The organism is Sinorhizobium sp. 8-89 (assembly GCF_030124325.1).
Lineage (GTDB): Bacteria > Pseudomonadota > Alphaproteobacteria > Rhizobiales > Rhizobiaceae > Sinorhizobium.
The window spans coordinates 19,116-44,170 of the sequence record NZ_JASKLR010000008.1; the positions used below are offsets into that span (position 1 = coordinate 19,116).

A 25,055-nucleotide genomic window follows, 5' to 3' on the forward strand; every position below is an offset into this window, starting at 1 on the left:
GAAATGGCCAGTCTCCGCTCTCGACCAATGCGTCATTCCGGATATCCCCCGATGCACGCTACCGCTCGGCCGCTGGCGCGGGTATCATCGGCGTCTTGGATTTCACCCGGTGGCTAAATTGGATTTGCAGACCTTCAGAGATTCGATTGCGAAGCCACAGCCGCCCGCCGGCTTCAGCTCTGCCCTGCAGGCGCTGTGGTGGGATGCGAAGGGCAATTGGAAAAAGGCGCACGAGCGCGCGCAGGAGCACGACGATGCGGCGGACATGCGTGTGCATGCCTACCTCCATCGCAAGGAAGGCGACCAATCGAACGCAGAATATTGGTATCGCCGCTGCGGCGCCGCGCCGTCAATCTTAACGCTTGATGAGGAATGGCAAGAGTTGGCGCAGGGACTTTTGGAGCGAGGCTGAGCTCTGCTCGACCCAGCGTCTGGTTCCGGCGCATTTGAGGCGACGAGCGCATCCGCTCAGTTTCACTAGAACCACGTCGAAGGACAGGCTCGGTTGGAGAGCGGAAGTTCCCGTCCCTCCCTTCAATGAAGATAGGCGTCGCACAAGTGAAGTTGCGCACTTTAACGTTGGTTGTCGACCAAGGCCAGCCTCAAGCCAAATAGACATGGCAGCAATACGCCAGTAAAATTTGGCCAATGGGTGCTAGGAAGGCTCCATTGCATATGACCAACGAAGCCATCAAACGCCGGCTTGCTGCCATTTTGGCCGCTGACGTGGTCGGTTACAGCCGGCTCATGGAGCGGGACGAGAAGGGCACGCACACGCTGCTCATGGCGCGGTGGAAAGAGGTGCTGGAGCCGCTCGTCACAATCCATCAGGGCCGCATCTTCAAGCGGACCGGCGACGGCGTGTTTGTCGAATTCGGCAGCGCCGTCAACGCCGTCGAGTGCGCCGCGGCCCTTCAGCAGGCCATGGCGGCCGCGAACAGAGACATGCCGGAAGACCGGGCCATCGTTCTCCGCGTCGGTGTGAACCTGGGCGACATCCTGGTCGAGGACAGCGACCTCTACGGCGACGGGGTCAACGTGGCTGCCCGTCTCGAGACGCTCGCCACTCCCGGTGGCGTAGCGATTTCGGACGGCGTCCACGAATATGTGCATGGCCGCGTCGGCCTCGATTTCGTCGACAGCGGCTATCACGAGGTCAAGAACATCGAGCGCCCGGTGCATGTCTGGAGCTGGTCGCCGAACCGCGGCGGCGATGCTGTCAGCCCGTTCGTGGAAGACCAGCCGCGGCTTCCGGCGAAGCCATCGATAGCCGTCCTGCCGTTTGACAACATGTCCGGCGACCCGGAGCAGGGTTATTTCGCCGACGGCATCACCGAGGACATCATCACCGATCTTTCCAAGGTGTCCGGTCTCTTCGTCATCGCCCGCAATTCCTCCTTCGCCTACAAGGGCAAGACGCCGGACATCCGCAAGGTGAGCCGGGAACTCGGCGTCCGCTACGTCCTGGAAGGCAGCGTGCGCAGGGCCGCCGACCGCATCCGCATCAACGCCCAGATGATCGACGGCACGACCGGCGGTCATCTGTGGGCCGAGCGCTACGATCGCGGCATCGAGGATATATTCGCGGTTCAGGACGAAGTGACCCGCACCATCGTCGACGCGCTCAGAGTGAAGCTGACGGCCGGCGAAGAGGAGCGGCGCGAGAGCCGCGGCAAGGTCGATCCGGCAGCCTATGACCTGCTCGTCCGCTCTCGCCAGACGATGCTGCAGTTCAGCGCCGTATCGTCCATGGAGGCGCGCAGCATGCTGGAGCGGGTCGTCGCCATCGATCCGGGGCTGGCGGCCGCCTATGCCCGGCTGTCGATCATCGCCTTTGCGGAATACGTCAACCAGTGGAACGGCGCGACGCCTGAAAATCTCACACAGGCGTTTGAACTGGCCCACAAGGCGATCGATACGGACGACACCGAGCCGCTAGGCCATCACGCACTCTCGCTTGTCCTTGCCTGGATGCGGCGTCTGGACGAGGCGGAGGACGCCGCAGAGCGGGCGATCAAACTCGACCCCAATTCGGGCGACGCCTATACCGCACTGGGCACTATAAGGGAATTCGGAGGCCGGTACGAAGATGCCGTCGCGCTCTATACGCGGGCCCACCGGCTCGACCCGCAATTCGACCTGTCGCTGCATTTCCTGGGGCGGGCTCTGTTGAGTCTCGGGCGCTTCGACGAGGCCGAGATCGCCTTCAAGCGACGGCTGACACTTGCGCCACGATCGGACATGACGCGGTTTTATCTCGCCTGTCTCTATGGTCGCATCGGCCGCCACGAAGAAGCGCAACGCTATTGGCGTGAGACACTGGAGGTTAACCCGAACTTTTCTGTCGATCACCTCAAGCGGGCCTTACCATACCGCGATGCCAATCTGTTCGATCGGCTGGTGGACGGGCTCCGCGAGGCCGGAGTCTCCATCTAAATACGAAACTAAATACGAAACGGGACAGACATGCGTCCTCAGCGGAGAGGAGTAAGGAAGCGATCGCGATGAGACAACTCAGTGAAGAGGGCCGACGGACCCTGGGAGGGATTGCGGAGCGGTACGGGGTCAGCGTCGGCGCGGTGGAGCACCTTCTGATGGCGATTATCGCCGGGCAGGCGACACAGGCCCAGTTCAACCATCCCGATCTGGGTGGGATGGGGCAATGGTCGCAGGGCGGCATGATCATGGTTGGCGACATGTTCAACAATGCGCTGAAGGCGAAGGTGGCCGGGATTTGTTCCGAGCTTGCGGCCTTGGTGCGCGGCATGGATTTGCTTGGCCCGCAGACGTCGCGTCAGTCCCAATATCAAGGTCAGGGCGGCGGCGTCAGCCTGTTCGTGCCTGGCACGCTGTCGGCTGGGAACTGGTGGCCCGAGGAGTTAGGGCATCCTGCCTCGACCGGGGCGCAGAATGACCTGCGCTATGCCTTTTTTCCGACAACCCGACGGCTGGCGATCGAGATCGGCGGCCGGGTTACGGTCTATGACACGAAGGACCATCGCATTGGCGGGTTCTCGCAGCAGCAAAGCGGCGACCAGTCGCTGAGCTTTACCTCCCAGCATGGGCTGGTGAAAGTTTCGGAGCTGGATGTGGTACCGCCCGGCGGCAAGAAACCGGCGAACACGCCGGGTACCGGAACATCCGCCGCCACGGCTGCGCCGTCGATATTCGCATCGGAATCCGCCGAGCCACAACAAGGGGCACATCCAGCGCCGGAGGCGGTTCGGTCGGATGAGCACATCTTCGACAAGATCGAACGCCTCGCCGCACTTCATGCGAAAGGCATTCTCACGGATCAGGAATTCGAGGCCAAGAAGTCGGAGTTGCTCAGCCGACTATAGCATCCAATGAACGCGGCCTGCCACACGGAGGTGAATGGAAGGCTTTCCATCGAGCCGCGCCGGGCGATGACGACCGTCAATGACCTCCGACAAAACCACAATCCGATTGAGTTCGCGCTCGCTCATCAAAGCCCATCCCGTCTCCGGGTATATCGGGTGAAGTTTGGACAACGATGTCCGCTTCCGACCACGACCGACAAGCTCGGTATGAGCACAATGGGCCTGCTTTCGGGTGGATAGTAGCTCCACGTCGGTGGCGCTTGGGACGCAGGATGGCGGGCAGCGTATCGCCGCCCGCCATCCTGAGGTCAGCGAACCGACCGGAATCCCTCGCGCATATCCTCGACGAGCACCTGTGGCTGTTCCCACGCCGCGAAGTGGCCGCCCTTCGCATGGCGCTTGTAGAAGATCAGGTTGGGGAAGGCCTTGCGCGACCAGTTTTCCGAGCGGTGTAGATCTCGTCTGGGAAGGCGCTGACCGCGACCGGAATGGTCACGCCCTTGGGCGCGAAGAAGGGCAGCTTGCTTTCCCAGAAAAGGCGGCCCGAAGAGAGCCCGGTATTGGTCAGCCAGTAGAGCGTGATGTTGTCAAGGATATCGTCCCTCGTCAGTCCTTCCGAAGCCCCGTCAAAGACGCGGTTGATCAGCTTCTGGCTTTCCGGATCGTGGTCGATCATCCAGGCGGCGAGCGCAATGGGCGAATCGTCGAGGCCGTAGAGGGTCTGTGGCCGAGCCCCCATCTCCAACGCGTAGCCGACACGGTTCTTGTAGAAGAAATCGAGCTGCTTCCACGCATATTCTTCATCGCCTTTCAAGCCCGTCGGCTGCGGACCGCCGGCCAGCGCCGCCGAAATCTCGTCCGGAAGAGTGCCGGGCATGTTGGTGTGGATGCCGAGCAGCCCTGCAGGCTTCTGCAACGCCATCTGCTCGTTGACAGCGTCATCCAAGTCGCCCCCTGCGCGACATATTTCTTGTAACCCAGGCGGTCCATCAGAACGGCCCAGGTACGTGCGACGCGCTGCGGATCCCAGCCGAGTTCGGTCGGCTTGCCCGAAAAGCCATAGCCGGGCAGTGACGGGATGACCACGTCGAACGCATCGGCTTCAGTGCCGCCATGCGCGGTTGGATCGGTCAGGCGGTCGATGATCTTCAGTTGCTCGATGATCGAGCCGGGCCAGCCGTGCGTGATGATCACGGGCAAGGCGGTTTTGTGCTTCGACTTCACATGGATGAAGTGGATGTCGACGCCGTCAATGGTGCCGAACTGGGGATATTTGCTGAGGTTCGCTTCGGCCCTGCGCCAGTCATACCGCTTCACCCAACAGTCGGCAAGTTTCTGCATGGTCTCAAGCCGAACGCCCTGGATGTCGTCTGCAACCAACTGCTGGCTCGGCCATCGCGTCGCCTTGACCCGCTGCTTGAGCTCGGCCAGTGCCTCCTCGGACGCTTGGAAGCTGAACGGGCGGATCGAAGCATCCTGTGCCGGTTGCGCGGCCGCGCTTCCTGTCCGTGCGTCGGGCTCCGAGGTCGCCGGTTGTCAGCCGAATGGCCGGAAAGCCGACCTCCGCCGGTGTTGGGTTCAATCGGCGCCTTACCAACGACAGCGAAACGTCAGACTCCTCTCGTTCCCGCTGCATCAGCCGGTCGAGCACGGCAAAACCGAAGCGGCAGCTAAATTATCGTAACAAAAGTTCCCAAGGTAACTAAAACGGCCTCGTTTTTACAATAAAGTAGCTATTGGCGCAGGTCGGTCCACTGGCAACAGCCGACCGGTATGGATAGCGTTTCAATTCTGTTACTCCCGCTCCGGGAATTTAGCGTCACGCGGGCAAACCGCGGACTCGGACGAGCCTTCAGGAAAGGCGGTGGTGGTCGGCCGCTTGTTGCTCGTGGGACTGAATTGACGAGGACTGATCAGGGCCACAGGTGTAAACTGTATATCCTCGACTCGTGGGAAAGCGCATCAGAACAAGCCGAATTCGACCATGTCAGAGGATGCTAGTCATGCCCGACATCGGAGACTGGCTCGCCAGCATCAGGCTTGAGCGGTATCGCCAAATCTTCTTGAAGAACGGCATCGATCTCGATGTCGTCGACGAACTCACCGATGCCGACCTCAAGGAGCTCGGACTGTCCCTTGGTGACCGCAAGCGTTTTCTCAGGGCGGCCGCGACCCTGCCTCAGCCGCCGCCCGTCCGCGGGGGGACCAAGCCCCCCGTGTCACTGATCCACACCGAAGCGGAACGGCGACAGCTCACGGTGATGTTCTGCGATCTCGTTGGATCGACAGCACTCTCCGCCCGCCTAGATCCAGAAGACCTACGGCAGTTGATCGTAGCGTACCGTGCCTGCGCCACCGAGATCGTCGGCCGGTACGACGGCTTTGTCGCCAAGTACATGGGCGACGGCGTCCTCGTGTACTTCGGCTATCCGCAGGCTCACGAGGAGGATGCCGAGCGGGCGGTGAGGGCCGGTCTCGCGGTCGTGGAGGCGGTCGACCGGCTGGATGCGGCAGGCGAACATCTGGCTGTTCGGATCGGAATCGCCACCGGCCTGGTGGTGGTGGGCGACATCATCGGCACCGGCGAGGCCGAGGAATGCAGCGTCGTAGGGGAAACTCCGAACCTGGCCGCCCGGCTACAGGCGCTGGCCGGGCCCGGCACAGTAGTCATTGCCGAAGCGACTCGCGCATTGCTGCGTGGGCAGTTCAAGCTCGAAAGTATCGGGCTGCGGCCGATCAAGGGGTTTTCCGGGGCGGCTGAAGCGTTTCGGGTGCTCGGCGAAGTGCGCAGCGACGACCGCTTCGAGGTCGGTCATGCGAGCGTGCTGCCGTTGGTCGGGCGCGACCAGGAACTCGCGCTGTTGGTCGATCGCTGGAATTTGGCCAAGACCGCCGAAGGCCAGGTCGTCCTGCTCGAAGGTGAGGCTGGGATCGGCAAGTCGCGCCTCGCCCTCGCCCTTCGCGAGCGTCTCTTTCGACAACCACACAGATTGCGCCGCTACTTCGCCTCGCCCTACTACGTCAACAGCGCGCTTCGTCCGGTGATCGCCCAACTCGAACAGGAGGCGGGATTTGAACGCGAGGACTCATCGGCCGAGAAGCTCGCCAAACTCCAGGCACTGCTCGAAAAACAGATGGGCGAGGTGAGCGAAATGCTGCCATTGTTGGCAGAGCTTCTCGGCATTCCGGGGACCGACCGCTGTCCAACACTGGATCTTGCGCCCCAACAGCGTAAGAAACGAACCTTCGAAGTGCTCATCGCGCAGCTTGCCGGACTGGCTGCGCAGCAGCCGGTGCTCATGGTGCTCGAGGACGCTCACTGGCTTGACGCGAGCAGCCTCGAGCTGTTCGGTTTGTTAGTGGGCACGATCCGGCGGCTCCCGGTGCTGCTGGTCATCACCCACAGACCCGAGTTCGTCCCGCGCTGGGGTAGCTGCCCGCACGTGACAAAGGTGATCCTGAACCGTCTCGACCGGATGCAGGCTCAATCGCTGGTCGAACGGCTGGCCGGCGGAAAGCGCCTGCCTGCCGTCGTGCTCGACTACATCCTGGCCAACACCGATGGCATCCCGCTGTACCTTGAGGAGTTGACCAAGACCATGCTCGAATCCGGTCTCCTGGAAGTAGGCGGCGATCAGTTTGGACCGGGTGCACATTTGCCGCCGCGGGCGATCCCGGTGACGTTACACGACTCGCTGATGGCCCGCCTTGACCGTCTCGGCAGGGCCAAGGCGGTGGCCCAAATCGGCGCCTGCATCGGGCGCGAGTTCTCCTATGAGATGATTGCGGCGCTAGCAGTGCTCGACAAGCCTGAGCTGCAGAGGGGACTTGATCAACTGGTTGCCACCGAGCTGGTTTTCCGGCGCGGAAGTCCGCCCGATGCGGTCTACAGCTTCAAGCACGCGCTTGTCCGAGATACCGCCTATCAGTCGCTGCTCAAGAGCCGACGCCGGGACCTGCATCGCCGCATCGGCCAGGTTTTCGAAGAACTCGCCCCGCACGTCGTGTCCGCTCAGCCGGAGCTCCTGGCCCATCATCTGACGGAGGCAGGAGAGTTGCCGCAAGCGATCGTGTTCTGGCACCGGGCTGCCGAGCACGCCAACGAGCGGGCGGCGAATGCCGAGGCCGTCGGCCACCTGGCCAAGGCACTCGACCTGCTCGCCCGGATGCCCGAGAACCCGGAGCGCCTCGAGCTTGAGCTAACATTGTTGATCACCATGGGACGAGTGCTTACCGCCGCGAAGGGCTATGGCCACCCGGAGGTCGAGCGTGTCTACAACCGTGCTCTCAACCTGGCGGAGCGCATTGAGGAAACGCCCAGGCTGTTCCCGGTGCTCCTCGGCCTCACCATTCATCATGCGGTGCGGTCCGAGCTATCCGCGGCGCGGGACCTTGGCGAACGGCTTCTGAGGTTGGCGCAGCAGATCTCGGATCCTGTGCTCGTAGTCGAAGCGTCCTATGCTTTGGGCATTACCTGCTCCTGGCGCGGCGAATTCGCCTCGGCATGGAAGCACTTCGAGCACGGGATCAGCCAGTACGACATCGCCCAGCACCGGGCCCATCTCGCGCTCTATGGACAGGATGGAGGACCGATATGCCTGTGCCGTGGCGGCATGGCGCTCTGGTATCTCGGCCACGATGACCGGGCGCTGGAGCTGATGGACGAGGCGCTCGCCATGACCGCGAGACTCGGACATCTGTTCAGCCGTGCCTATGTACTGACATGGGCGGCGATTTTGCACGTGCATCGACGCGACATCGCCAAGGCGCAAGAGGCGGCGGAGCTGGCATTGAAGTTCGCGGCGGAGCACGAATTTCCATTCTGGCACACCCAGGGGGTCTTTCTGCAGGGGTGGGTGCTGGCAGAAGAGGGCCACGTCGGGGAAGGCATCGAGCGGTTGCGAGAGGGGTTGGCTGGGATGCAGGCGATCGGGTCGGGAATGACGGCGCCTTGGGCGATGGGCCTGCTCGCGGAGGCGCATGGAAAGGGCGATCGTTTTGCCGAGGGCAGCACCTTGATCGACGAGGCGCTCACCATCGTCGCGCGCACCGGCAACCGCTGGTGCGAAGCGGAGCTGCATCGGCTCAAGGGCGAACTCATATACTCGAGTTCAGAATGCGATCCCGCCGAAATCGAGGCGTCCTTCCGCCGTGCGCTGAATGTCGCTCGCGTGCAGGAGGCCAAGATGTGGGAACTGCGCTCGGCGGTGAGTCTGGCGCGGCTTTGGCGAGCACAGGGTCATGGAGCCCAGGCTTGCAAGCTGCTCGAGCCCCTTCTCGGCTGTTTCTCGAACGGCCATGGAACGCTCGATCTTCAGGACGCTCAAGCAGTCGTTGAGAGCTGCGGAGGTGGCAAATTGAGCACCTGATTGCTCCGCTGAAACGACTTTGATATAACTCCCGACTAACGCGATGGTTCTGAATTTCGACAGGGGTATTGGGCCGACTGGAACCGCGGCGAACCAGACCTCAGCCGAGGGAGCGTCGAACTTCGGTTTCCCACCCCAACTGAGACGGATCGCGAACCGGAAAGATCGACCCTTTGCCGCCGTCCGCCAATATTACCGGCCATGTCTGGATTAGGGCGTAAAGGCGGCGCACATCTACAAGAAGACAGGCGACCTGCGCGCCGTCCAGCTCTTGCTCGGCCACAAAAAGCTGGAGAGCACCGTGCAATACCTCGGAATAGAGGTGGACGACGCCCTTGCCATTTCCGAGCAAGTGGAGCTGTAGCACTCAAGGGCGGCGCTTCGAAGCGAAGCGCCGCCCGCTGGCCTACTGAGGCGAAAGATCGACCCAAAGCCGCCATTCACCGAAAGCGCTGGGGATGTCCGGTACTGGCCCCCAGAAAGCGGACCTTCACGCGTCTGCGTTCCCAATCGAGGAAACGATTTTTTCCAAGGCACGTCGCACTAAACATATCGAAGCCGGAATTCGCATGGCTGCCTACGACTGCAAGGCAGCTTGTAACAATGCTCAGATTCCGCCTGCCGCAATGAACTGTGTCCGTGAACTTCAATACCATCCGTTTTCTTTCCGAGGGCCGCCACCTCGGCGCTGTCCGGCGGACCTGGCCCGCGTGCTTGAGCCCGCGCCGGCGCTCGACTCGACATAGGGGATATCCGTTCGAGGACCAAAGTTGCTGTGATAATCTTGCCGTTGCAGAAGCCGTAAAGGCTCAGCCAAGAGCGTGGCTTGCCAAGCCGTAGAGGTTTGTTCCCGGTATCACGTCCGCGCGGCCTTTGCCCCGACGGGACATTGCGAGCACCGTGTCGAAGACGGTTAGGCCGGACTGTGAGAGGAATGTGGCGAAAGTGCCGGTCTCGACCGGTGTGTCGAGCCTCAGAAACTGATTTTCGTGAGCGGCGACATGCCGTCGGATAACGGCGATGGCGTCAGCATCAGAGTCCGCAACGACCGGGCCGATAACATGGCCCCTGCCAAAAGGACGGCAAAGCGCGAAAGCGTGCAGCCGACCGTCGCGAAACAACCCGTAGCCTTTGGCTTGTGCGAAGAGTTTGCCAATCAGCGCCGCCCGCAGAATACCGAATGCCCGTGTATCCAGTTCAGCGACGGCGGCCAGGTCCTCCCCTTCCAGCCGCCGAACCGCTGACTGCTCCTCCGGCGAAGACCTCTCGGTCGAGAGGCGGACAATGCCTTGGCATTGATAGATGATCCGCAAGGGCTGGAAACCGAGCGAATGATAAAGACGGCGGGCGGCCCTCGTCGCATTGAGCCTGAGATTGCGTCCCTGGCAATCCGAAAGCACGTGATCCATGAGCCAACGTGCGGTGCCGTTTGTCTGCAGCCTAGGGGAAGTGATCACCATGCCTATGGTCGCGAAATCGTCGCCATGCGGGAACCACATGGCTGAACCTGTTAGCCGGCCAATATCATCGCGTGCGACATAGCCGTGGCCGCACTCGCGCAGAAACTGCAAATCCTCGGAGCGGAGAGGCCACCCGACGGAAACGGACAAGGCATGCAACTGCTCGAGATTGGCGCTCTCGATTGTGGCCACATGCATTTTGAAGCTGTCAATCAATTTAGATTCGGCTGCCGGTGCGTCCACCCCTTGCCTCCCCGCCATTGTTTTTGCTTTCGTCTCGTCTTCGCCAATACGGTTTCAGCCAGGCCGTGGCGAAAGCTTTCTTGCTCACAATAGGACCTGGCGCACGATACGTTTCGCTTGAGACCGCATTGCGCGCACAACAATCCTCCGAATTCGACGCGCTTTCAGCATGTAAATCGTTCACAGGCTTCTAAGGTACCGAGCGAAAAGCGAGCCGCCGGTCGCTTGCCTGTCACCGCATGCGGTGACGCGTCAATATCAAACCTTCGTTGTGAACGCATGATCGACGGCATCGATCTCGACAAGCCGGGCATGTTGTGAGGGCACCGATGCAAGCAACGGAAATCCTGGAGAAGCTCGTTGGCTTTCGTTCTGTCGTGGGCCTGCCCAACGGAGACATAGTGGCTTGGATCCGCGGGTGTCTGGAAAGCCACGGTATCACAGCCACTGTCCTTCCCGGTCCAGAGGGCGATCGGTCGAACATCTTCGCCACCATCGGACCGAACGAGGCGCGTGGCTATATTCTCTCGGGTCACATGGACGTCGTTCCGGCGGCTGAAACCGGCTGGACGAGTGATCCCTTCTGCCTGCGCGCCGAAGAGGGCCGGCTCCATGGGCGCGGCGCCACCGACATGAAGGGCTTCCTCGCCGCCGTTCTCGCCGCCGTTCCCAGGCTTGCGGCCAAGCCGCTTCGCCAGCCGCTGCACCTCGCCTTTTCCTATGACGAGGAGGCGGGCTGTCGCGGCGTGCCGCATATGATCGCGCGCTTGCCGGAACTCTGCGCGAGGCCGCTCGGTGCGATCGTCGGCGAGCCGAGCGGCTTGCGGGCAATCCGCGCCCACAAGGGCAAGGCTGCCGCCAGGCTGACCGTCAAGGGCCGTTCCGGCCATTCTTCACGTCCCGACCAGGGGCTGAACGCCGTCCATGCTGTCACGGGTGTCCTTGCCCGCGCGGTCGCAGAAGCCGACCGACTGAACCGTGGTCCCTTCGAGTATGTCTTCGAGCCCCCCTACTCTTCCCTGCAGATCGGCACGGTAAAGGGCGGCCAGGCGGTCAACATCATTCCGGACACCTGCGAGGCCGAGTTCGAGGCACGGGCGATTTCCGGCATCGATCCGGCGGAACTGCTCGCGCCGGTGCGAGAGGCCGCCGAGGCGCTGTCGGAACGAGGCTTCGAAGTGGAATGGCAAGAGCTAAGCTCCTATCCGGCGCTTTCGCTCGGTCCCGATGCACCGCTCGCGCGGCTGCTTGAAAAATTGACCAGTCTCGAGGCACTCCCGGCCGTCAGCTACGGTACCGAAGCGGGACTTTTCCAACGGGCCGGCATCGACGCGATCATCTGCGGCCCCGGCGAGATCGACCGCGCCCACAAGCCCGACGAATTCATTCACGTCGACGAGCTCCTGGCTTGTCAAGCGATGATCGAGCGGCTCGGCGAGAGTTGCCGCGCCTGAGGCTTCGAGAAGGAGACGCGCGATGACCTTCCTCTTCAATTCCGACGCAAAACGTGGCGCAATCTTCGCCAAGGCTTTTTCGCGTGAACTGCCGGACATTCTTTTCGCCATGGACCCGGCGGCGGTCGATCCGGAAGCGGTGCGCTACCTGATCACCTGGACAGTTCCCGAAGATCTCTCTCGCTATAGCAATCTTGAAGTCCTCTTCTCGATTGGCGCCGGCGTCGACCAGTTCCGCATCGATGCCGTGCCGCCGCATGTGCACGTGGTGCGCATGGTCGAGGACGGCATCATCCGGATGATGCAAGAATATGTGACGCTTGCTGTGCTCGCGCTTCACCGCAACCTGCCGGCCTATCTTGAGCAGCAGCGAGGCGAGAAGTGGCAGGCCATTGCGCCGGTCCAGGCGGCCGAACGCCGCGTCGGCGTGCTCGGCCTCGGCATGCTCGGAACTGCGGTACTCGATCGGCTGATGCCTTTCGGCTTTCCGCTCTCCGGCTGGAGCCGCAGCCCGCACGAAATCGAAGGCGTGAGATGCCTGAGCGGCCGGAACGGTCTTGATGCTTTGCTGGGCTCGACCGACATTCTCATCTGCCTGCTGCCGCTGACCGACGAGACGCGTGGGCTGCTAAATGCCCAACTCTTCGCCAGGCTCCCGGCGGGTGCGGCGCTCGTCCATCTCGGGCGCGGACCGCAACTCGACCACCAGGCACTCCTCCAGGCGCTCGACAGCGGCCATCTCTCCGGGGCCGTGATCGATGTCACTGACCCCGAACCGCTGCCGCCGGGTCATCCCTTCTGGGGCCACCCGAAGATCCTGCTAACGCCGCACATCGCGAGCGTCACTCAGCCGGAAACCGCCGCCAAGGCCGTGATCGAGAACATCAAACGGCATCGGTCAGGTCTGGAGCCGTTCGGGCTGGTCGACCGCGGTCGCGGCTACTGAAGCGGACCCAAGCGGAGCCATGCGTTACGCTTCACGTCTTTTTCATGCTTGTTATCCCGAGGCCGCAGCACACCTCCGGGCGACAAGGCATCAAGTTCTAAACCTAGGAAAGGAAAACCATGTCGCTCTTGAAAACCATCGAGACCAACCCCTCCTTCGCGCCGCGCGAGTCCAGCCCGCTCCCAGAACGTCTGATCTCCGGCGATCCTGCTTTCAAGACCTGGGCCCAGGACGTCGCGCGCGGCGAGATGATCCACACCGGCGTCTGGGAAGCGACCCCCGGAGAGACGCACTCGATCAAGGGCGAGACCTTCGAGTTCTGCCATATCCTTTCCGGCGTCGTCGAACTCACGCCGGAAAACGGAGAGCCGGTCGTCTACAAGAGCGGCGACAGCTTCGTCATGAAGCCGGGTTTCGTCGGCATCTGGAAGACCATCGAGACGGTGCGCAAGATCTACGTGACAGTGATGTGACGGCGATGCCGCGCGACCCGATCGTCGTCCGGGTCGCGCAAGAGCTATTCTCAGTACATTTATGCTGAAGATGGCACGCTCTCTGCTCGTCGGGCGTGTCATCATCGACTGCGCCTTCTCCGCTCGATCATGTGACGGTTCTCCGCTGCCCGCCCCATCTCGGCGAAGCTTTCTCTTCCTCGCGCCCTCCTCGGATCGCCTCCACCTTTGCCGACGTGTGGCACGGCTGGCGTCCGAGTGACCGCCGAAGATTCGGCTGTCGCGCAGCCAAAAACATAATTTTCCGCCACCTCGCCATCGAGACTCGATGCATGATGCTCGCGTTCCTCCACTAGCTTTGGGTTCAAGCCCATGCCGAGGACGCGCGATGATACTCAGCTTTGATCCGGACAGTCTCCCCCTGCCCATCGGGCACTTCATCGGCAGTCGGCTGGTGCCGGCCGAAGGTCTCATCGACATGCACCGCCCCTCCGATGGCAAGCCTTATGCAGGCTGCCCGCTTGCGGATGAGGTGCTGGTCGACCGCGCCGTCGAAACTGCCAAGAAGGCGCTCAAGGCGAGCAACTGGGGCGGCGTGCGGCCGCGCGAGCGCACAGTCGTGCTGCAGCGCTGGGCAGACCTGATCGAAAGCGAGGCGGAGACCCTCGCCAAGCTTGAGGCGCTTTCCTCGACCCGCCCCATTGGTCATCTCGTCGCCGGCGACATTGCCGTCAGCGCCGAGCAGATCCGCTTCTTCGCGGAATTCGCCGACAAAGAAGGAAGCGATCTCGTGCCAACCGACGACAGCAATCTCGGCATGATCATGACCGAGCCCTATGGCGTCGTCGGCGCCATCACGCCGTGGAACTTCCCCGTTTCGATGGCTGCGTGGAAACTTGGGCCTGCGCTTGCGGCCGGCAATGCCGTGGTGCTGAAACCCTCGGAAATGACGCCGTTCTCGACGGTTTATCTCGCGGAGCTCGCGATACGCGCCGGCCTGCCGGCTGGCCTCATCAATATCGTGCTCGGCGATGGCGCAGTCACCGGCAATGCGATCACCGGTCACCCGGACATCGCCAAGGTGAGCTTCACCGGCTCGACCGGGGCCGGATCTGCCATTATGGCCAATATCGCCCGCACCGGCATCAAGCCGATGACGCTGGAACTCGGCGGAAAGAGCCCGCAACTGGTCTTCGCCGACGCCGATCTCAACAAGGCCGCCGCGGCAATCGCCCAGAGTATACTCTCCAATGCCGGCCAGGCCTGCGTCGCGGGCTCGCGCCTGATCGTGGAGGAAAGCATTGCGGCCCCGCTCGCCGAGGCGATCATCGCCCGCTTTTGGGAGGTCGAGGCGGGCCCCACATGGCACGAGACGACGCAATATTCGCCGATCATCTCGAAGCGGCAGTTGAACCGCATCCACGACGTCGTCCAGTCGACCGTTGCTACCGGCGCCGAATGCCTCGCCGGCGGAAGGCCGATGGACTCCTACGGCTATTTCTATGAGCCGACGCTGATCGCCGGCGTTGACCAGAGCTCGCCGGCCGTTGCCGAGGAAATCTTCGGTCCCGTCCTCACCCTGCAGACCTTCGCCGACGAAGAGGAGGCGCTGGCGCTCGCCGATCACCCGACCTACGGCCTTGCCGCAGGCCTCTTCACCCGCGACCTGTCGCGCGCCCTGAGGCTGACGCGAAGGCTCCAGGCCGGAACCGTCTGGGTCAACCGCTACGGCCGCTCGCGCGACCACATCCTGCCGACCGGCGGCCACAAGCGCTCTGGCATCGGCAAGGATCTCGGCCGCGAGGTGTACCACGCCAACCGCAAGAGCAAGAGCGTGCTCATAAGCCTCTAAGGAGCTTCAATGAAATCCTATTCGATCGCACTCATCCCCGGGGACGGAATCGGCCAGGACGTGACGGACGCCGCCTGGCAGGTCCTTTCGACCGTCGCCAGGCATTCCGGCTTCACGCTCACCGGCACGCCCTTTCCCTGGTCCTGCGCCTTCTACAAGGAGACGGGCGCGATGATGCCGGCGGACGGCATCGAGACGTTGCGCGGCTTCGACGCGATCCTGCTCGGCGCAGTCGGCTGCCCGGCAGAGGTGCCGGATTCCGTTTCGCTGCACGGCCTGCTTCTGCCGATCCGCAAGGCCTTCGTGCAATATGCCAATATCCGCCCGCACCGGCTGCTGCCGGGGGTCCAGGGCCCCTTGAAGGCGGAAGCCTTCGACATCCTCTGCATTCGCGAGAATACCGAGGGCGAATATTCCGGTGCCGGCGGCCGCGTCCATCAGGGGACGGTGGACGAGGTGGCGGTCGAAACCTCGATCTTCACCCGCACGGGCGTCGAACGGATCCTGCGCTTCGGCTTCGAACAGGCACGTCAGCGTCGCGGCAAGCTCGCCTCGGTGACCAAATCCAACGCCCAGAAATACTCGATGGTGTTCTGGGACGAGATCACGCGAGAGCTTGCTGCCGAATACGCTGAGGTGGAGGTGACGAGCTACCACATCGATGCCATGGCCGCGCGCATGGTGATGGCGCCTGAGAGCCTCGACGTGGTCGTCGCCTCCAACCTCTTCGGCGACATCCTGACCGATCTTGGCGCCGCCATTCAGGGGGGCTTGGGCTTCGCCGCATCGGCCAACATCAATCCGTACAGGAGCGCCCCATCGATGTTCGAACCGGTGCATGGATCCGCTCCGGACATCGCCCATCTCGGCATCGCAAACCCCATCGCCTCCATCTGGTCCGGCGCCATGATGCTCGAGCATCTCGGGGAAAGAGAGGCAGGGCGGAGGGTCATGGACGCGCTCGAAACAACGACCGCCCGCGGCATCGGCACGGTGCCGGGAAAAGACAGAACCGAAACCATCACCGCGGCGGTTGTCGCCGCGCTCGACTGATTCCAGGAGGGACAGCACATGAAATTGAAGGACAACGAACTTTTCCGGCAATCCGGGCTGATCGGCGGGGAGTGGATCGATGCCGGCTCTGGTTTGGTCGTCGAGGTGATCGATCCGGCCAGCCAGGCGGTCCTCGGCACCGTCCCGGACATGGGAACGGGCGAAACCCGCGCCGCGATCGAGGCGGCGAATGCCGCCTTCGGGCCCTGGAAGAAGAAGACGCATGCTGAACGCGCCGCGCTGCTCGAGCGCTGGTATGCGCTGATGATCGAAAATCTCGAGGATCTCGCGCTGCTGCTGACGATGGAACAGGGCAAGCCGCTCGACGAAGCGCGCGTCGAGATCCGCTACGGCGCTTCCTTCGTCAAATGGTTCGCGGAGGAAGCGCGGCGCATCGGCGGCCAAACCATCCCCTCGCCGACTCCGGACCGTCGCATCGTCGTGCTGAAGGAAGCGGTCGGCGTCTGCGCCATTGTGACGCCATGGAACTTCCCGAACGCGATGATCACCCGCAAAGTGGCACCTGCCCTCGCCGCAGGCTGCACGGTTGTCATCAAGCCTTCGGAATTCACGCCCTTTTCGGCGCTCGCCCTCGGCGTGCTTGCCGAGCGCGCCGGTATTCCGGCCGGCATCATCAACATCGTGACCGGCATGCCCACGGCAATCGGCAACGAGTTCATGGCGAACGAAACGGTGCGCAAGATCTCCTTCACCGGCTCGACGCGTGTCGGGTCGCTCCTGATGCGCGGCGCAGCCGATAGCGTCAAGCGCCTCTCCCTCGAACTCGGCGGCAATGCCCCCTTCATCGTCTTCGACGATGCTGATCTCGATCTTGCCGTCGAGGGCGCGATCGCCTCGAAGTTCCGCAATGGCGGCCAGACCTGCGTCTGCGCCAACCGCATCCTCGTGCAGGCCGGCGTCTATAATGCATTCGCGGAGAAGCTCGGCGCCCGCGTGAACGCCATGAAGGTCGGTCCAGGCATGGAGCCGGGCATCGCTATTGGCCCGATGATCAACGAGGCGGCGATCGAGAAGATCAACCGCCACGTCGAGGACGCATTGGCCAAAGGCGCGACGGTCGCGGCACGAAGCAAATCGCTGCCGGAGGGCAAGCAATACACCGCCCCGATCGTGCTGACCGGTGCCACGACCGACATGCTGCTCGCCAGCGAAGAGACTTTTGGCCCGGTCGCCCCGCTCTTCCGCTTCGAGACGGAGGAGGAGGCGATCGCAATCGCCAACGGCACGCCGTTCGGCCTAGCTGCCTATTTTTACACGGAAAGCCTCAAGCGCTCCTGGCGCGTCGGGGAAGCGCTGGAGTTCGGCATGATCGGACTCAACACCGGCGCCATCTCCACCGAAGTCGCGCCCTTCGGCGGGGTCAAGCAATCCGGCCTCGGTCGCGAGGGCGCTCAAGTGGGCATCGAGGAGTATCTCGAGATGAAGAGCTTTCACATTGGCGGGCTGGAATAGCCCGTCGGTTCTCGGCGCATCGCCTCACCCGTCTGCCGACATCTACAAGTGTCAGCATGATGATGCTGCCGGGCGGTCGATCACCCCTAGACTGGGTCTAGCGCCCGTGCGGGTAGGTAAAGCAAGGGTGATGGTTTACACGCGGTGAGGAGTCTTCGTGATCTGGCATGGGCATCTTCGGGGGCAATCCAGAAGGCTTGAACATGTGCCGGGAAAGTGCATGCGGATATGCCCCTCGCGGCTAGCCTACTGGATCCTGTCCAGCATCTTGTAATACATGCCGACAAAGGGCAGGAACCAGGGCTTGCCGAAATGGCCTGGCACCGCCGGCCATTCGAGACCCTTCAGCGGATTGCGGTCAGGCCGGTCGAGCATCGCGTCCGCCATGATCATGCCGAGATGTGTCGAAAGTTGCGCCCCGTGGCCGGAATAGCCCATCGCGTACCAGACCCCGTCATGATAGCCGGCACGGGGAAAGCGGTCCTTGGTCATGTCGACCAGTCCGCCCCAGCAATAGTCGATCTCGACATTGGCAAGCTGCGGAAAAATTCCCGCGAGGCTCGCCTTGAGGATGGCGCCGCTTTTTGCGTCCGAGCGCTGGTCGGAAGTCGCCGAGAAGCGGGCGCGGCCGCCGAAGATCAGCCGGTTGTCGGGTGAGAGCCTGAAATAGTTGCCGATGTTCATCGACGTGACGCAGGTGCGGTTGCCAGGCATCGTCGCTGCGATCTCCGCTTCGGTCAGCGGCCGGGTGGCGATTATAAAGCTGCCGACCGCGATGATGCGACGGCGGAAAAAGCCGAAGGTCGCAGGCGTATAGGCACCGGTGGCGATAAGCACTGCATCCGCAGTGACGCTGCCCCGCGCTGTTCTCAGGTGATGACGGCTGCCCGCCTGTCGATGTTCTGTTACGGCTGCCTGCTCGAAGATGGTGGCGCCGTGGCGTTGGGCCGCTTCGGCGAGGCCGACGACGTAGCGGCCCATATGCATCATCGCGCTCTTCTTCGAGAGCATGGCGCCGAAGAAAGGCGCGCCAACTTCCTGCTTCAAGTCGTCTGCGCTGAGAAGCGCGGTATCGGGGTCGACCTCCGCGTGCACGGCTTCGAAGTTGCGCGCGACGGCGTCAAAATGCTGCGGCTTGGAAGCGAGCTTCAGCTTTCCGGCGCGGCGGAAATTGCAATCGATCCCTTCCTCCGCGATCAGCGCCTCGAGCGTGTCGATCGAGTCGTCGAAGGCCTGATAGAGTGCAATCGCCCGCTCCTTGCCGAGCTCCGCCTTTGCCGCCAGATAGCTGTGTGCGAGCCCGTTGTTCAAGTGGCCGCCATTGCGGCCGGAGGCGCCCCAGCCGATGTTCTCCGCCTCCAGCACGACGACCTTCGCACCCGCCTTGGCGAGCTGGCGGGCGGCGCCGAGGCCGGTGAAGCCGCCGCCGATCACTGCGACGTCGTAGTGGCCATTGACCGGACCCGGAGCAGCCCCGGCAAAGGCCGGGGCGGTGTCGTGCCAGTAGGATAGGAATTTCATGGCGGTGTGCCTTCTCTCTAAAGACCGACGACGCCCGGTAGGCCGGAGATGTCGGCGATCTCGACGTAGCCGTAATAGGGATTGGCCGGCTCGTGGCCGCGATTGACCCAGACCTTGTTCTTGATGCCGAGGTCATGCGCCGACATCAGGTCATAGCGGAAGGAGGACGAGCAGTGGAGAATGTCCTCCGGCCCGCAGCCGAGCATGTCGAGCATGTATTCGAACGCCTTGAACCGCGGCTTGTAAGCCTGTGCCTGTTCGGCGGTGTAGACGGCGTGGAAAGGAGCGCCCAGCTTTTCGACATTCGACATGATCTGCGAGTTCATCGCATTCGAGAGAATGACCAAAGGAATCTCCTTGGCGACCTTGGCGAGACCGGCAGGTACGTCGGGATGCGGACCCCAGGTCGGGACGCGCTCATAGACCATGCGCGCCGCTTCCTCGCGGAATTTTACGCCATTGCGCTTGCAGGTCCGTTCGAGCGAATTGTGCACTACCTCCGCATAGGGCTTCCAGTCGCCGAGAATCTCATCGAGACGATAGGCGGCGAAATTCTTGATGAATTCAGCCATGCGCGCCTCGTCGAGCTGTTCGCCATAGAGGTCGCGCGCCGCTTCTGCCATCTGGAAGTTCGTCAGCGTGCCGTAGCAGTCGAAGGTGATGTATTTCGGACGGAAGGTCGTCATGTGCATATCCTTGAGAGAGCGGGACCAAGTATGTGTAAGGATCATAAGCCCGGCCCCGCCCGCGCCTCGCCTGATTTGGCTGCGTTCGAAGCAGATTCTATCGTATCGAAAGCCGGCTTTGGCAGAAGGTTGTGCGGCTCGCCGATTGTTGGCGCGGTCGCCCGCCTCGGTGCCCTTCCCCGCGCCCCCCTTGCCAGCATAAGATGCGGCGGCCGGTAAGTGCAAAGCTATAAGATACCGCGCGGGCGAGAGCCTTCAGACGATCTGCCGGCCGGCACTCCTTCAGACTTGCGGGCAGGAAATGAAGGAAAATGCCATGCAGACAAGTCAGATCGACATTGCCGCTTTCGCGCCTGAGCATCTGGAGGCCGCCGTCAAGCTCTCCCGGCAGGCCGGCTGGCCGCATCGCCTTGAAGATTGGCAAATGGCGCTCGCCTTGAGCGAAGGCGTGATCGCGGTCGAACACGGCCGGGTCGTCGGCACGGTGCTTGTTACACTGTACAAGGCGGAGTGCGCGACCATCAACATGGTCATAGTCGACGAGACGATGCGCGGCCGCGGCCTCGGTCGCAAGCTGATGGATGCCGCGTTGAGGCTCTCAGGCGATCGCCCCCTCAGACTGGTGGCGACGACCGAGGGCCTGCCGCTCTACGAAAAGCTCGGCTTCCGCGAGACTGGTCGCGTGTTGCAGCATCAGGGCATTGTCGGAGAAATCACTGCGCCTGGCGAAGCGGTGCCCGCGGCCGCGGCCGACATCGAAGCGATCGTCGCGCTCGACCGCCTCGCGTTCGGCGCCGACCGCGAAGGGCTGGTTGCCTATCTCGCCAAGGTTGGCGAATTCGCGGTGATCCGCCGGAACGGCAGCGTCTCCGGCTTCGCCGCCGTCCGCCCCTTTGGCCGTGGTGAGGTCGTCGGACCCGTCGTTGCCGGCTGTCTCGATGACGCCAAGGCGCTCGTGGCTCATTTCATCGCCCTCAGACCCGGCCGTTTTCTCCGGGTCGATACCACTGCCGACGCGGCCATTTCGCCCTGGCTCGCCGAAAAGGGGCTTGCCCATGTCGGCGGCGGCATCGCCATGATGAAGCCGCCGATTCAGCGCGCCGCCGATCCCACTGCCACCACCTTCGCCCTCGCCAACCAGGCGCTCGGCTGATCCGGAGATCGTCATGTACAGCAATTCCCTCATTGAACTCGACCGCGCCCACCTCATTCATCCGGTCGCCTCCTATCGCGGCCACGAAAAACTCGGCGTGCGCGTGCTCGCCTCGGCCAAGGGCGCGACGGTCACCGACGCATCGGGCAAGCAACTGATCGATGGCTTTGCCGGCCTCTGGTGCGTCAATGCAGGCTATGGCCACGAAGCGATCGTCGAAGCAGCAGCTCGTCAGATGCGCAAGCTTCCCTATGCCACAGCCTATTTCGGACTCGGCTCCGAGCCCGCGATCCGCCTTGCCTCGGAACTCGCCGAACGCGCGCCGGGCGATCTCAACCACGTCTATTTCACGCTCGGCGGCTCCGACGCCGTAGACAGCACGATCCGCTTCATCCGCTACTATTGGATTGCTCGCGGCGAACCGCACCGCGATCAGTTCATCTCGGTCGAACAGGGCTATCACGGCTCCTCGACCGTCGGCGCCGGCCTGACGGCGTTGCCGGCCTTCCATGCCGGCTTCGGCATTCCCTTCGACTGGCAGCACAAAATTCCGTCTCACTATGCCTACCGCAATCCGGTGGGAGGGGATCCGCAAGCGATCATCGAGGCGTCGCTGGCCGCACTCCGGCGCAAGGTCGAGGAAATCGGTCCCGAGCGCGTCGCCGCCTTCTATGCCGAACCGATTCAGGGCTCAGGCGGCGTGCTGGTCCCGCCCAAGGGCTGGATGAAGGCGATGCGCGAACTCTGCCGCGAACTCGGCATTCTCTTCGTTGCCGACGAGGTGATCACCGGATTCGGCCGCACCGGCCCGCTCTTTGCCTCCACCGAGGACGAGATCGTGCCGGATTTCATCACCACGGCCAAAGGTCTTACGTCCGGCTATGTTCCGATGGGGGCCGTCTTCATGGCCGACCACGTCTATCAGACGATCGCCGACGGCGCCGGCGCTTCCGCCGTCGGCCACGGCTACACCTACTCGGCGCATCCGGTCAGCGCCGCTGTCGGCCTCGAGGTGCTGAAGCTCTACGAGAACGGCCTCTTGGAAAACGGTGTCAAGGCCGGTGCTCGGCTGATGGAAGGTCTCGAAAGCCTGAGGGACCACCCACTCGTCGGCGATGTGCGCGGCCGCGGGATGCTGGCTGCCATCGAGATCGTCGTCGACAAGGCGAGGAAGACCCCTTTGCCGGCAGCCGCGGAGCCGGCGCGCCGCATCTTCGACCGTGCCTGGGAAAACGGTCTCGTCATCCGAGCCTTCGCCAATGGTGTACTGGGCTACGCGCCGCCGCTCTGCTGCACCGAAGCGGAGATCGACGCGATCGTCGAGCGCACTCGTGCGACGCTCGACGAGACATTGGAAGATCCAGATGTCCGCCAGGCGTTGAAGGCCTGATCGACACGGGACGCGATATATCGCGGAACCGTCATATTCGAAATTTTGTGCCGCGCTGTGGCACCTTTTCGGAGACTCCGGCGCGGCACAAGTGCCAAACTCAATACAAGGAAGCGGCCGGATCCCAGCATATGCGGCCTTATCCACCAAGAGCGGGGAAAACATCCCGCCGACGGGAACAGAATATTCTTCTTTTAGAAGTCCGCGTCCCGCCCGGAACGCGAAAAAACTGGGGAATTGACGTGCGCAAGAGCCTTCCGGAATTCAAATACATGACCTTCGACGTCGTCGGCACCCTGATCGACTTTGAAGGCGGCCTCAAGGATTGTCTCGCCGGTATTGCCGCCGAGGCCGATGTGGCGATCGACGGCGAGGAGGCGCTGAGCCTCTACCGAGCGGCGCGCTACTCAAAAGACGCCGATCTCTTCCCGGACGATCTTGTACGCGTCTATCTCGAGATCGCACCTAAGCTCGGCCTGCCGGTCGAACGGGAATACGGCGAACGTTTGCGGGAATCCGCGAAGACCTGGAAAGGCTTTGCCGACAGTGCTGATGCACTGGCGCGGCTTGCGAAGGATTACCGCCTCGTCGCCATGACCAACGCCCGCCGCTGGGCTTTCGATTTCTTCGCCAAGGAGCTGGGCAATCCCTTCTACGCCGCCTTCACCGCGGACGATACCGGCACCGAAAAGCCGGACCCAGCCTTCTTCGAGAAGGTCTTCGACTTCGTCGCCTCAGAAGGCAATTCAAAAGACGACATCCTGCATGTCGCACAGAGCCAATACCACGATATCGGCATCTCGCGGCGGCTTGGGCTGACCAATTGCTGGATCGAGCGTCGCCACGCACAGAATGGTTATGGCGGGACGATCGAGCCGTCAGAATTCACCAAGCCCGACTACCACTTCACCTCCATGGCCGGCCTTGCCGATGCTGTGGCCGTCGCACGCAACTGACCAGTTCACCGGATCGGGTCCAAGCCCACGCAAGACGGGCAGCCCGCCAACAGACGAAAAGGGGAATGACATGAACGACAAAATCACCAATTGGACCGGATCCGACGACGCCATGGTCGAAAACGCCATCCGCCGCGGAGCGACACGTCGTGAACTGCTGCAGATGATGCTCGCCGGTGGCGTTGCCCTCTCCGCCAGCAGTCTCGTGCTCGGTCGCGCCTCCCATGCTGTTGCAGCGGCGCCGGTCTCCGGCGGCGCGCTCAAGGCGGCCGGCTGGTCGTCCTCGACTGCCGACACGCTCGACCCGGCCAAAGCATCGCTCTCCACCGACTATGTCCGCTGCTGCTCCTTCTACAACCGTCTCACCTTCCTCGATAAAAGCGGGACCCCGCAGATGGAATTGGCCGAGGCGATCGAGTCCAAGGATGCGAAGACCTGGACGGTCAAGCTGAGGAGCGGGGTCACTTTCCATAATGGCAAGCCGCTGATCGCCGACGATGTGGTCTTCTCGCTGAAACGCCATCTCGATCCGTCCGTCGGTTCGAAGGTCGCCAAGATCGCCGCGCAGATGACGGGCTTCAAGGCGGTCGACAAGCAGACGGTCGAGATCACGCTCGCCAATCCGAACGCCGATCTGCCGACCATCCTCTCGATGCACCACTTCATGATCGTCGCCGACGGCACCACCGACTTCTCCAAGGGGAACGGCACCGGCGCTTTCGTGAGAGAAGTCTTCGAGCCGGGCGTGCGCTCGGTGGGCATCAAGAACAAGAACTACTGGAAGTCCGGCCCGCACGTCGATTCCTTCGAATATTTCGCGATCAGCGACGATAGTTCCCGCGTTAATGCGCTGCTGTCCGGCGATATCCACTTGGCCGCTACGATCAACCCGCGCTCGATGCGCCTTGTCGAGGCCCAAGGCGACGGCTTCGTCCTGTCGAAGACCACTTCGGGCAACTACACCAATCTCAACATACGCATGGACATGGAGCCCGGCAGCAAACGGGACTTCGTTGAGGGCATGAAGTATCTGGTCAATCGCGAGCAGATCGTCAAGTCAGCACTTCGCGGCCTCGGAGAAGTCGGCAACGACCAGCCGGTTTCGCCGGCCAACTTCTACCATAATGGCGACCTGAAGCCGCGGGCGTTCGATCCGGAGAAGGCAAAATTCCATTTCGAGAAGGCCGGTCTCCTGAGCCAGTCAATCCCTGTGATCGCATCCGAGGCGGCAAACTCCTCGATCGACATGGCAATGATCATCCAGGCCTCCGCCGCCGAGATCGGCCTGAAGCTTGACGTTCAGCGCGTTCCGGCCGACGGCTATTGGGACAATTACTGGCTCAAGGCGCCGGTTCATTTCGGCAACATCAACCCGCGTCCGACACCGGACATCCTGTTCTCCTTGCTCTACACTTCGGAAGCGCCGTGGAACGAGAGCCAGTACAAGTCGGAGAAGTTCGACAAGATGCTGATAGAGGCGCGCGGCTCGCTCGACCAAGAAAAGCGCAAGGCGATCTACAACGAGATGCAGGTGATGGTCGCAAACGAAGCCGGCACCATCATTCCGGCCTATATCTCCAATGTCGACGCGATCACCGCCAAACTCAAGGGCTTGGAAGCCAACCCGCTTGGCGGCCAGATGGGTTATGCTTTCGCGGAATATGTCTGGCTCGAAGCCTGATGAAGCGAACGGTCGGGGTTGCAGC

General features: G+C 62.5%; 17 protein-coding genes and 1 pseudogene. 14 read left to right on the forward strand and 4 right to left on the reverse strand.

Going from position 1 to position 25,055, the window contains the following annotated elements:
• The first annotated feature begins 109 nt into the window (after positions 1-109).
• The 3 genes from QN219_RS16905 to QN219_RS16915 all read left to right on the forward strand — a co-directional run bounded on the left by QN219_RS16905 (position 110) and on the right by QN219_RS16915 (position 3,341).
• A complete protein-coding gene (locus QN219_RS16905; RefSeq protein ID WP_284000907.1) occupies positions 110-412 on the forward strand; it encodes a hypothetical protein in 303 nt (100 codons plus the stop codon).
• A gap of 263 nt (positions 413-675) precedes the next feature.
• Positions 676-2,436 carry an adenylate/guanylate cyclase domain-containing protein gene (locus tag QN219_RS16910; RefSeq protein WP_284001128.1) on the forward strand — a complete coding sequence of 587 codons (1,761 nt, stop codon included), beginning with the start codon at positions 676-678 and terminating at the stop codon, positions 2,434-2,436.
• A gap of 68 nt (positions 2,437-2,504) precedes the next feature.
• A complete protein-coding gene (locus tag QN219_RS16915; RefSeq protein ID WP_405052160.1) occupies positions 2,505-3,341 on the forward strand; it encodes an SHOCT domain-containing protein in 837 nt (278 codons plus the stop codon).
• A gap of 308 nt (positions 3,342-3,649) precedes the next feature.
• On the opposite strand, the pseudogene QN219_RS16920 reads toward QN219_RS16915, so the two are convergent.
• Positions 3,650-4,838 (reverse strand): annotated as a pseudogene (locus QN219_RS16920) (epoxide hydrolase family protein); the annotation flags it as partial.
• 506 nt (positions 4,839-5,344) lie between these two features.
• Here QN219_RS16920 and QN219_RS16925 point away from each other — a divergent pair.
• On the forward strand, positions 5,345-8,710 hold the full coding sequence (locus QN219_RS16925; RefSeq protein ID WP_284000909.1) for an adenylate/guanylate cyclase domain-containing protein: 3,366 nt from the start codon (positions 5,345-5,347) through the stop codon (positions 8,708-8,710).
• A gap of 809 nt (positions 8,711-9,519) precedes the next feature.
• Here the strand turns inward: QN219_RS16925 and QN219_RS16930 are convergent.
• Entirely contained in the window at positions 9,520-10,413 is an 894-nt protein-coding gene (locus tag QN219_RS16930; RefSeq protein ID WP_284000910.1) for a GNAT family N-acetyltransferase, read from the reverse strand.
• Positions 10,414-10,742: 329 nt separating this feature from the next.
• Here QN219_RS16930 and argE point away from each other — a divergent pair, with 329 nt between their 5' ends.
• The 6 genes from argE (at position 10,743) to QN219_RS16960 (ending at position 17,643) form a co-directional block, all read left to right on the forward strand.
• Positions 10,743-11,867, forward strand: coding sequence for an acetylornithine deacetylase (argE, locus tag QN219_RS16935; protein WP_284000911.1), 1,125 nt, complete (start codon positions 10,743-10,745; stop codon positions 11,865-11,867).
• 22 nt (positions 11,868-11,889) lie between these two features.
• Positions 11,890-12,813, forward strand: a complete 924-nt coding sequence (locus QN219_RS16940) for a glyoxylate/hydroxypyruvate reductase A (protein WP_284000912.1) — start codon at positions 11,890-11,892, stop codon at positions 12,811-12,813.
• Between the two features lie 119 nt (positions 12,814-12,932).
• Positions 12,933-13,286 carry a cupin domain-containing protein gene (locus QN219_RS16945; protein WP_284000913.1) on the forward strand — a complete coding sequence of 118 codons (354 nt, stop codon included), beginning with the start codon at positions 12,933-12,935 and terminating at the stop codon, positions 13,284-13,286.
• A 367-nt stretch (positions 13,287-13,653) separates the two neighbouring features.
• A complete protein-coding gene (locus QN219_RS16950; RefSeq protein WP_284000914.1) occupies positions 13,654-15,117 on the forward strand; it encodes an aldehyde dehydrogenase family protein in 1,464 nt (487 codons plus the stop codon).
• Positions 15,118-15,126: 9 nt separating this feature from the next.
• Entirely contained in the window at positions 15,127-16,170 is a 1,044-nt protein-coding gene (locus tag QN219_RS16955) for a tartrate dehydrogenase (protein ID WP_284000915.1), read from the forward strand.
• Positions 16,171-16,188: 18 nt separating this feature from the next.
• Positions 16,189-17,643, forward strand: a complete 1,455-nt coding sequence (locus tag QN219_RS16960) for an NAD-dependent succinate-semialdehyde dehydrogenase (RefSeq protein WP_284000917.1) — start codon at positions 16,189-16,191, stop codon at positions 17,641-17,643.
• Positions 17,644-17,889: 246 nt separating this feature from the next.
• Here QN219_RS16960 and QN219_RS16965 read toward each other — a convergent pair whose 3' ends face one another.
• A complete protein-coding gene (locus QN219_RS16965) occupies positions 17,890-19,164 on the reverse strand; it encodes an FAD-binding oxidoreductase (RefSeq protein WP_284000918.1) in 1,275 nt (424 codons plus the stop codon).
• 17 nt (positions 19,165-19,181) lie between these two features.
• Positions 19,182-19,850 (reverse strand): haloacid dehalogenase type II, encoded by a 669-nt coding sequence (locus QN219_RS16970; protein WP_284000919.1) that lies wholly within the window; start codon positions 19,848-19,850, stop codon positions 19,182-19,184.
• Positions 19,851-20,166: 316 nt separating this feature from the next.
• Here QN219_RS16970 and QN219_RS16975 point away from each other — a divergent pair, with 316 nt between their 5' ends.
• The 4 genes from QN219_RS16975 (at position 20,167) to QN219_RS16990 (ending at position 25,030) form a co-directional block, all read left to right on the forward strand.
• Positions 20,167-21,003 carry a GNAT family N-acetyltransferase gene (locus QN219_RS16975; protein WP_284000920.1) on the forward strand — a complete coding sequence of 279 codons (837 nt, stop codon included), beginning with the start codon at positions 20,167-20,169 and terminating at the stop codon, positions 21,001-21,003.
• Between the two features lie 13 nt (positions 21,004-21,016).
• Positions 21,017-22,393 carry an aspartate aminotransferase family protein gene (locus tag QN219_RS16980; protein WP_284000921.1) on the forward strand — a complete coding sequence of 459 codons (1,377 nt, stop codon included), beginning with the start codon at positions 21,017-21,019 and terminating at the stop codon, positions 22,391-22,393.
• Positions 22,394-22,635: 242 nt separating this feature from the next.
• Complete coding sequence (locus tag QN219_RS16985; RefSeq protein ID WP_284000922.1) at positions 22,636-23,349, forward strand: HAD-IA family hydrolase; 714 nt, start codon at positions 22,636-22,638, stop codon at positions 23,347-23,349.
• A 70-nt stretch (positions 23,350-23,419) separates the two neighbouring features.
• On the forward strand, positions 23,420-25,030 hold the full coding sequence (locus QN219_RS16990; RefSeq protein ID WP_284000923.1) for an ABC transporter substrate-binding protein: 1,611 nt from the start codon (positions 23,420-23,422) through the stop codon (positions 25,028-25,030).
• Positions 25,031-25,055 lie beyond the last annotated feature (25 nt).

Excerpts from the sequence above, each read along its gene's own strand:
- QN219_RS16965 (WP_284000918.1), bottom strand. The coding sequence starts at position 19,164 with ATGAAATTCCTATCCTACTGGCACGACACCGCCCCGGCCTTTGCCGGG.
- QN219_RS16915 (WP_405052160.1), top strand. The coding sequence starts at position 2,505 with ATGAGACAACTCAGTGAAGAGGGCCGACGGACCCTGGGAGGGATTGCG.
- QN219_RS16990 (WP_284000923.1), top strand. The coding sequence starts at position 23,420 with ATGAACGACAAAATCACCAATTGGACCGGATCCGACGACGCCATGGTC.
- QN219_RS16955 (WP_284000915.1), top strand. The coding sequence starts at position 15,127 with ATGAAATCCTATTCGATCGCACTCATCCCCGGGGACGGAATCGGCCAG.
- QN219_RS16910 (WP_284001128.1), top strand. The coding sequence starts at position 676 with ATGACCAACGAAGCCATCAAACGCCGGCTTGCTGCCATTTTGGCCGCT.
- QN219_RS16945 (WP_284000913.1), top strand. The coding sequence starts at position 12,933 with ATGTCGCTCTTGAAAACCATCGAGACCAACCCCTCCTTCGCGCCGCGC.
- QN219_RS16950 (WP_284000914.1), top strand. The coding sequence starts at position 13,654 with ATGATACTCAGCTTTGATCCGGACAGTCTCCCCCTGCCCATCGGGCAC.
- argE (WP_284000911.1), top strand. The coding sequence starts at position 10,743 with ATGCAAGCAACGGAAATCCTGGAGAAGCTCGTTGGCTTTCGTTCTGTC.
- QN219_RS16940 (WP_284000912.1), top strand. The coding sequence starts at position 11,890 with ATGACCTTCCTCTTCAATTCCGACGCAAAACGTGGCGCAATCTTCGCC.
- QN219_RS16970 (WP_284000919.1), bottom strand. The coding sequence starts at position 19,850 with ATGACGACCTTCCGTCCGAAATACATCACCTTCGACTGCTACGGCACG.
- QN219_RS16960 (WP_284000917.1), top strand. The coding sequence starts at position 16,189 with ATGAAATTGAAGGACAACGAACTTTTCCGGCAATCCGGGCTGATCGGC.
- QN219_RS16980 (WP_284000921.1), top strand. The coding sequence starts at position 21,017 with ATGTACAGCAATTCCCTCATTGAACTCGACCGCGCCCACCTCATTCAT.
- QN219_RS16975 (WP_284000920.1), top strand. The coding sequence starts at position 20,167 with ATGCAGACAAGTCAGATCGACATTGCCGCTTTCGCGCCTGAGCATCTG.
- QN219_RS16925 (WP_284000909.1), top strand. The coding sequence starts at position 5,345 with ATGCCCGACATCGGAGACTGGCTCGCCAGCATCAGGCTTGAGCGGTAT.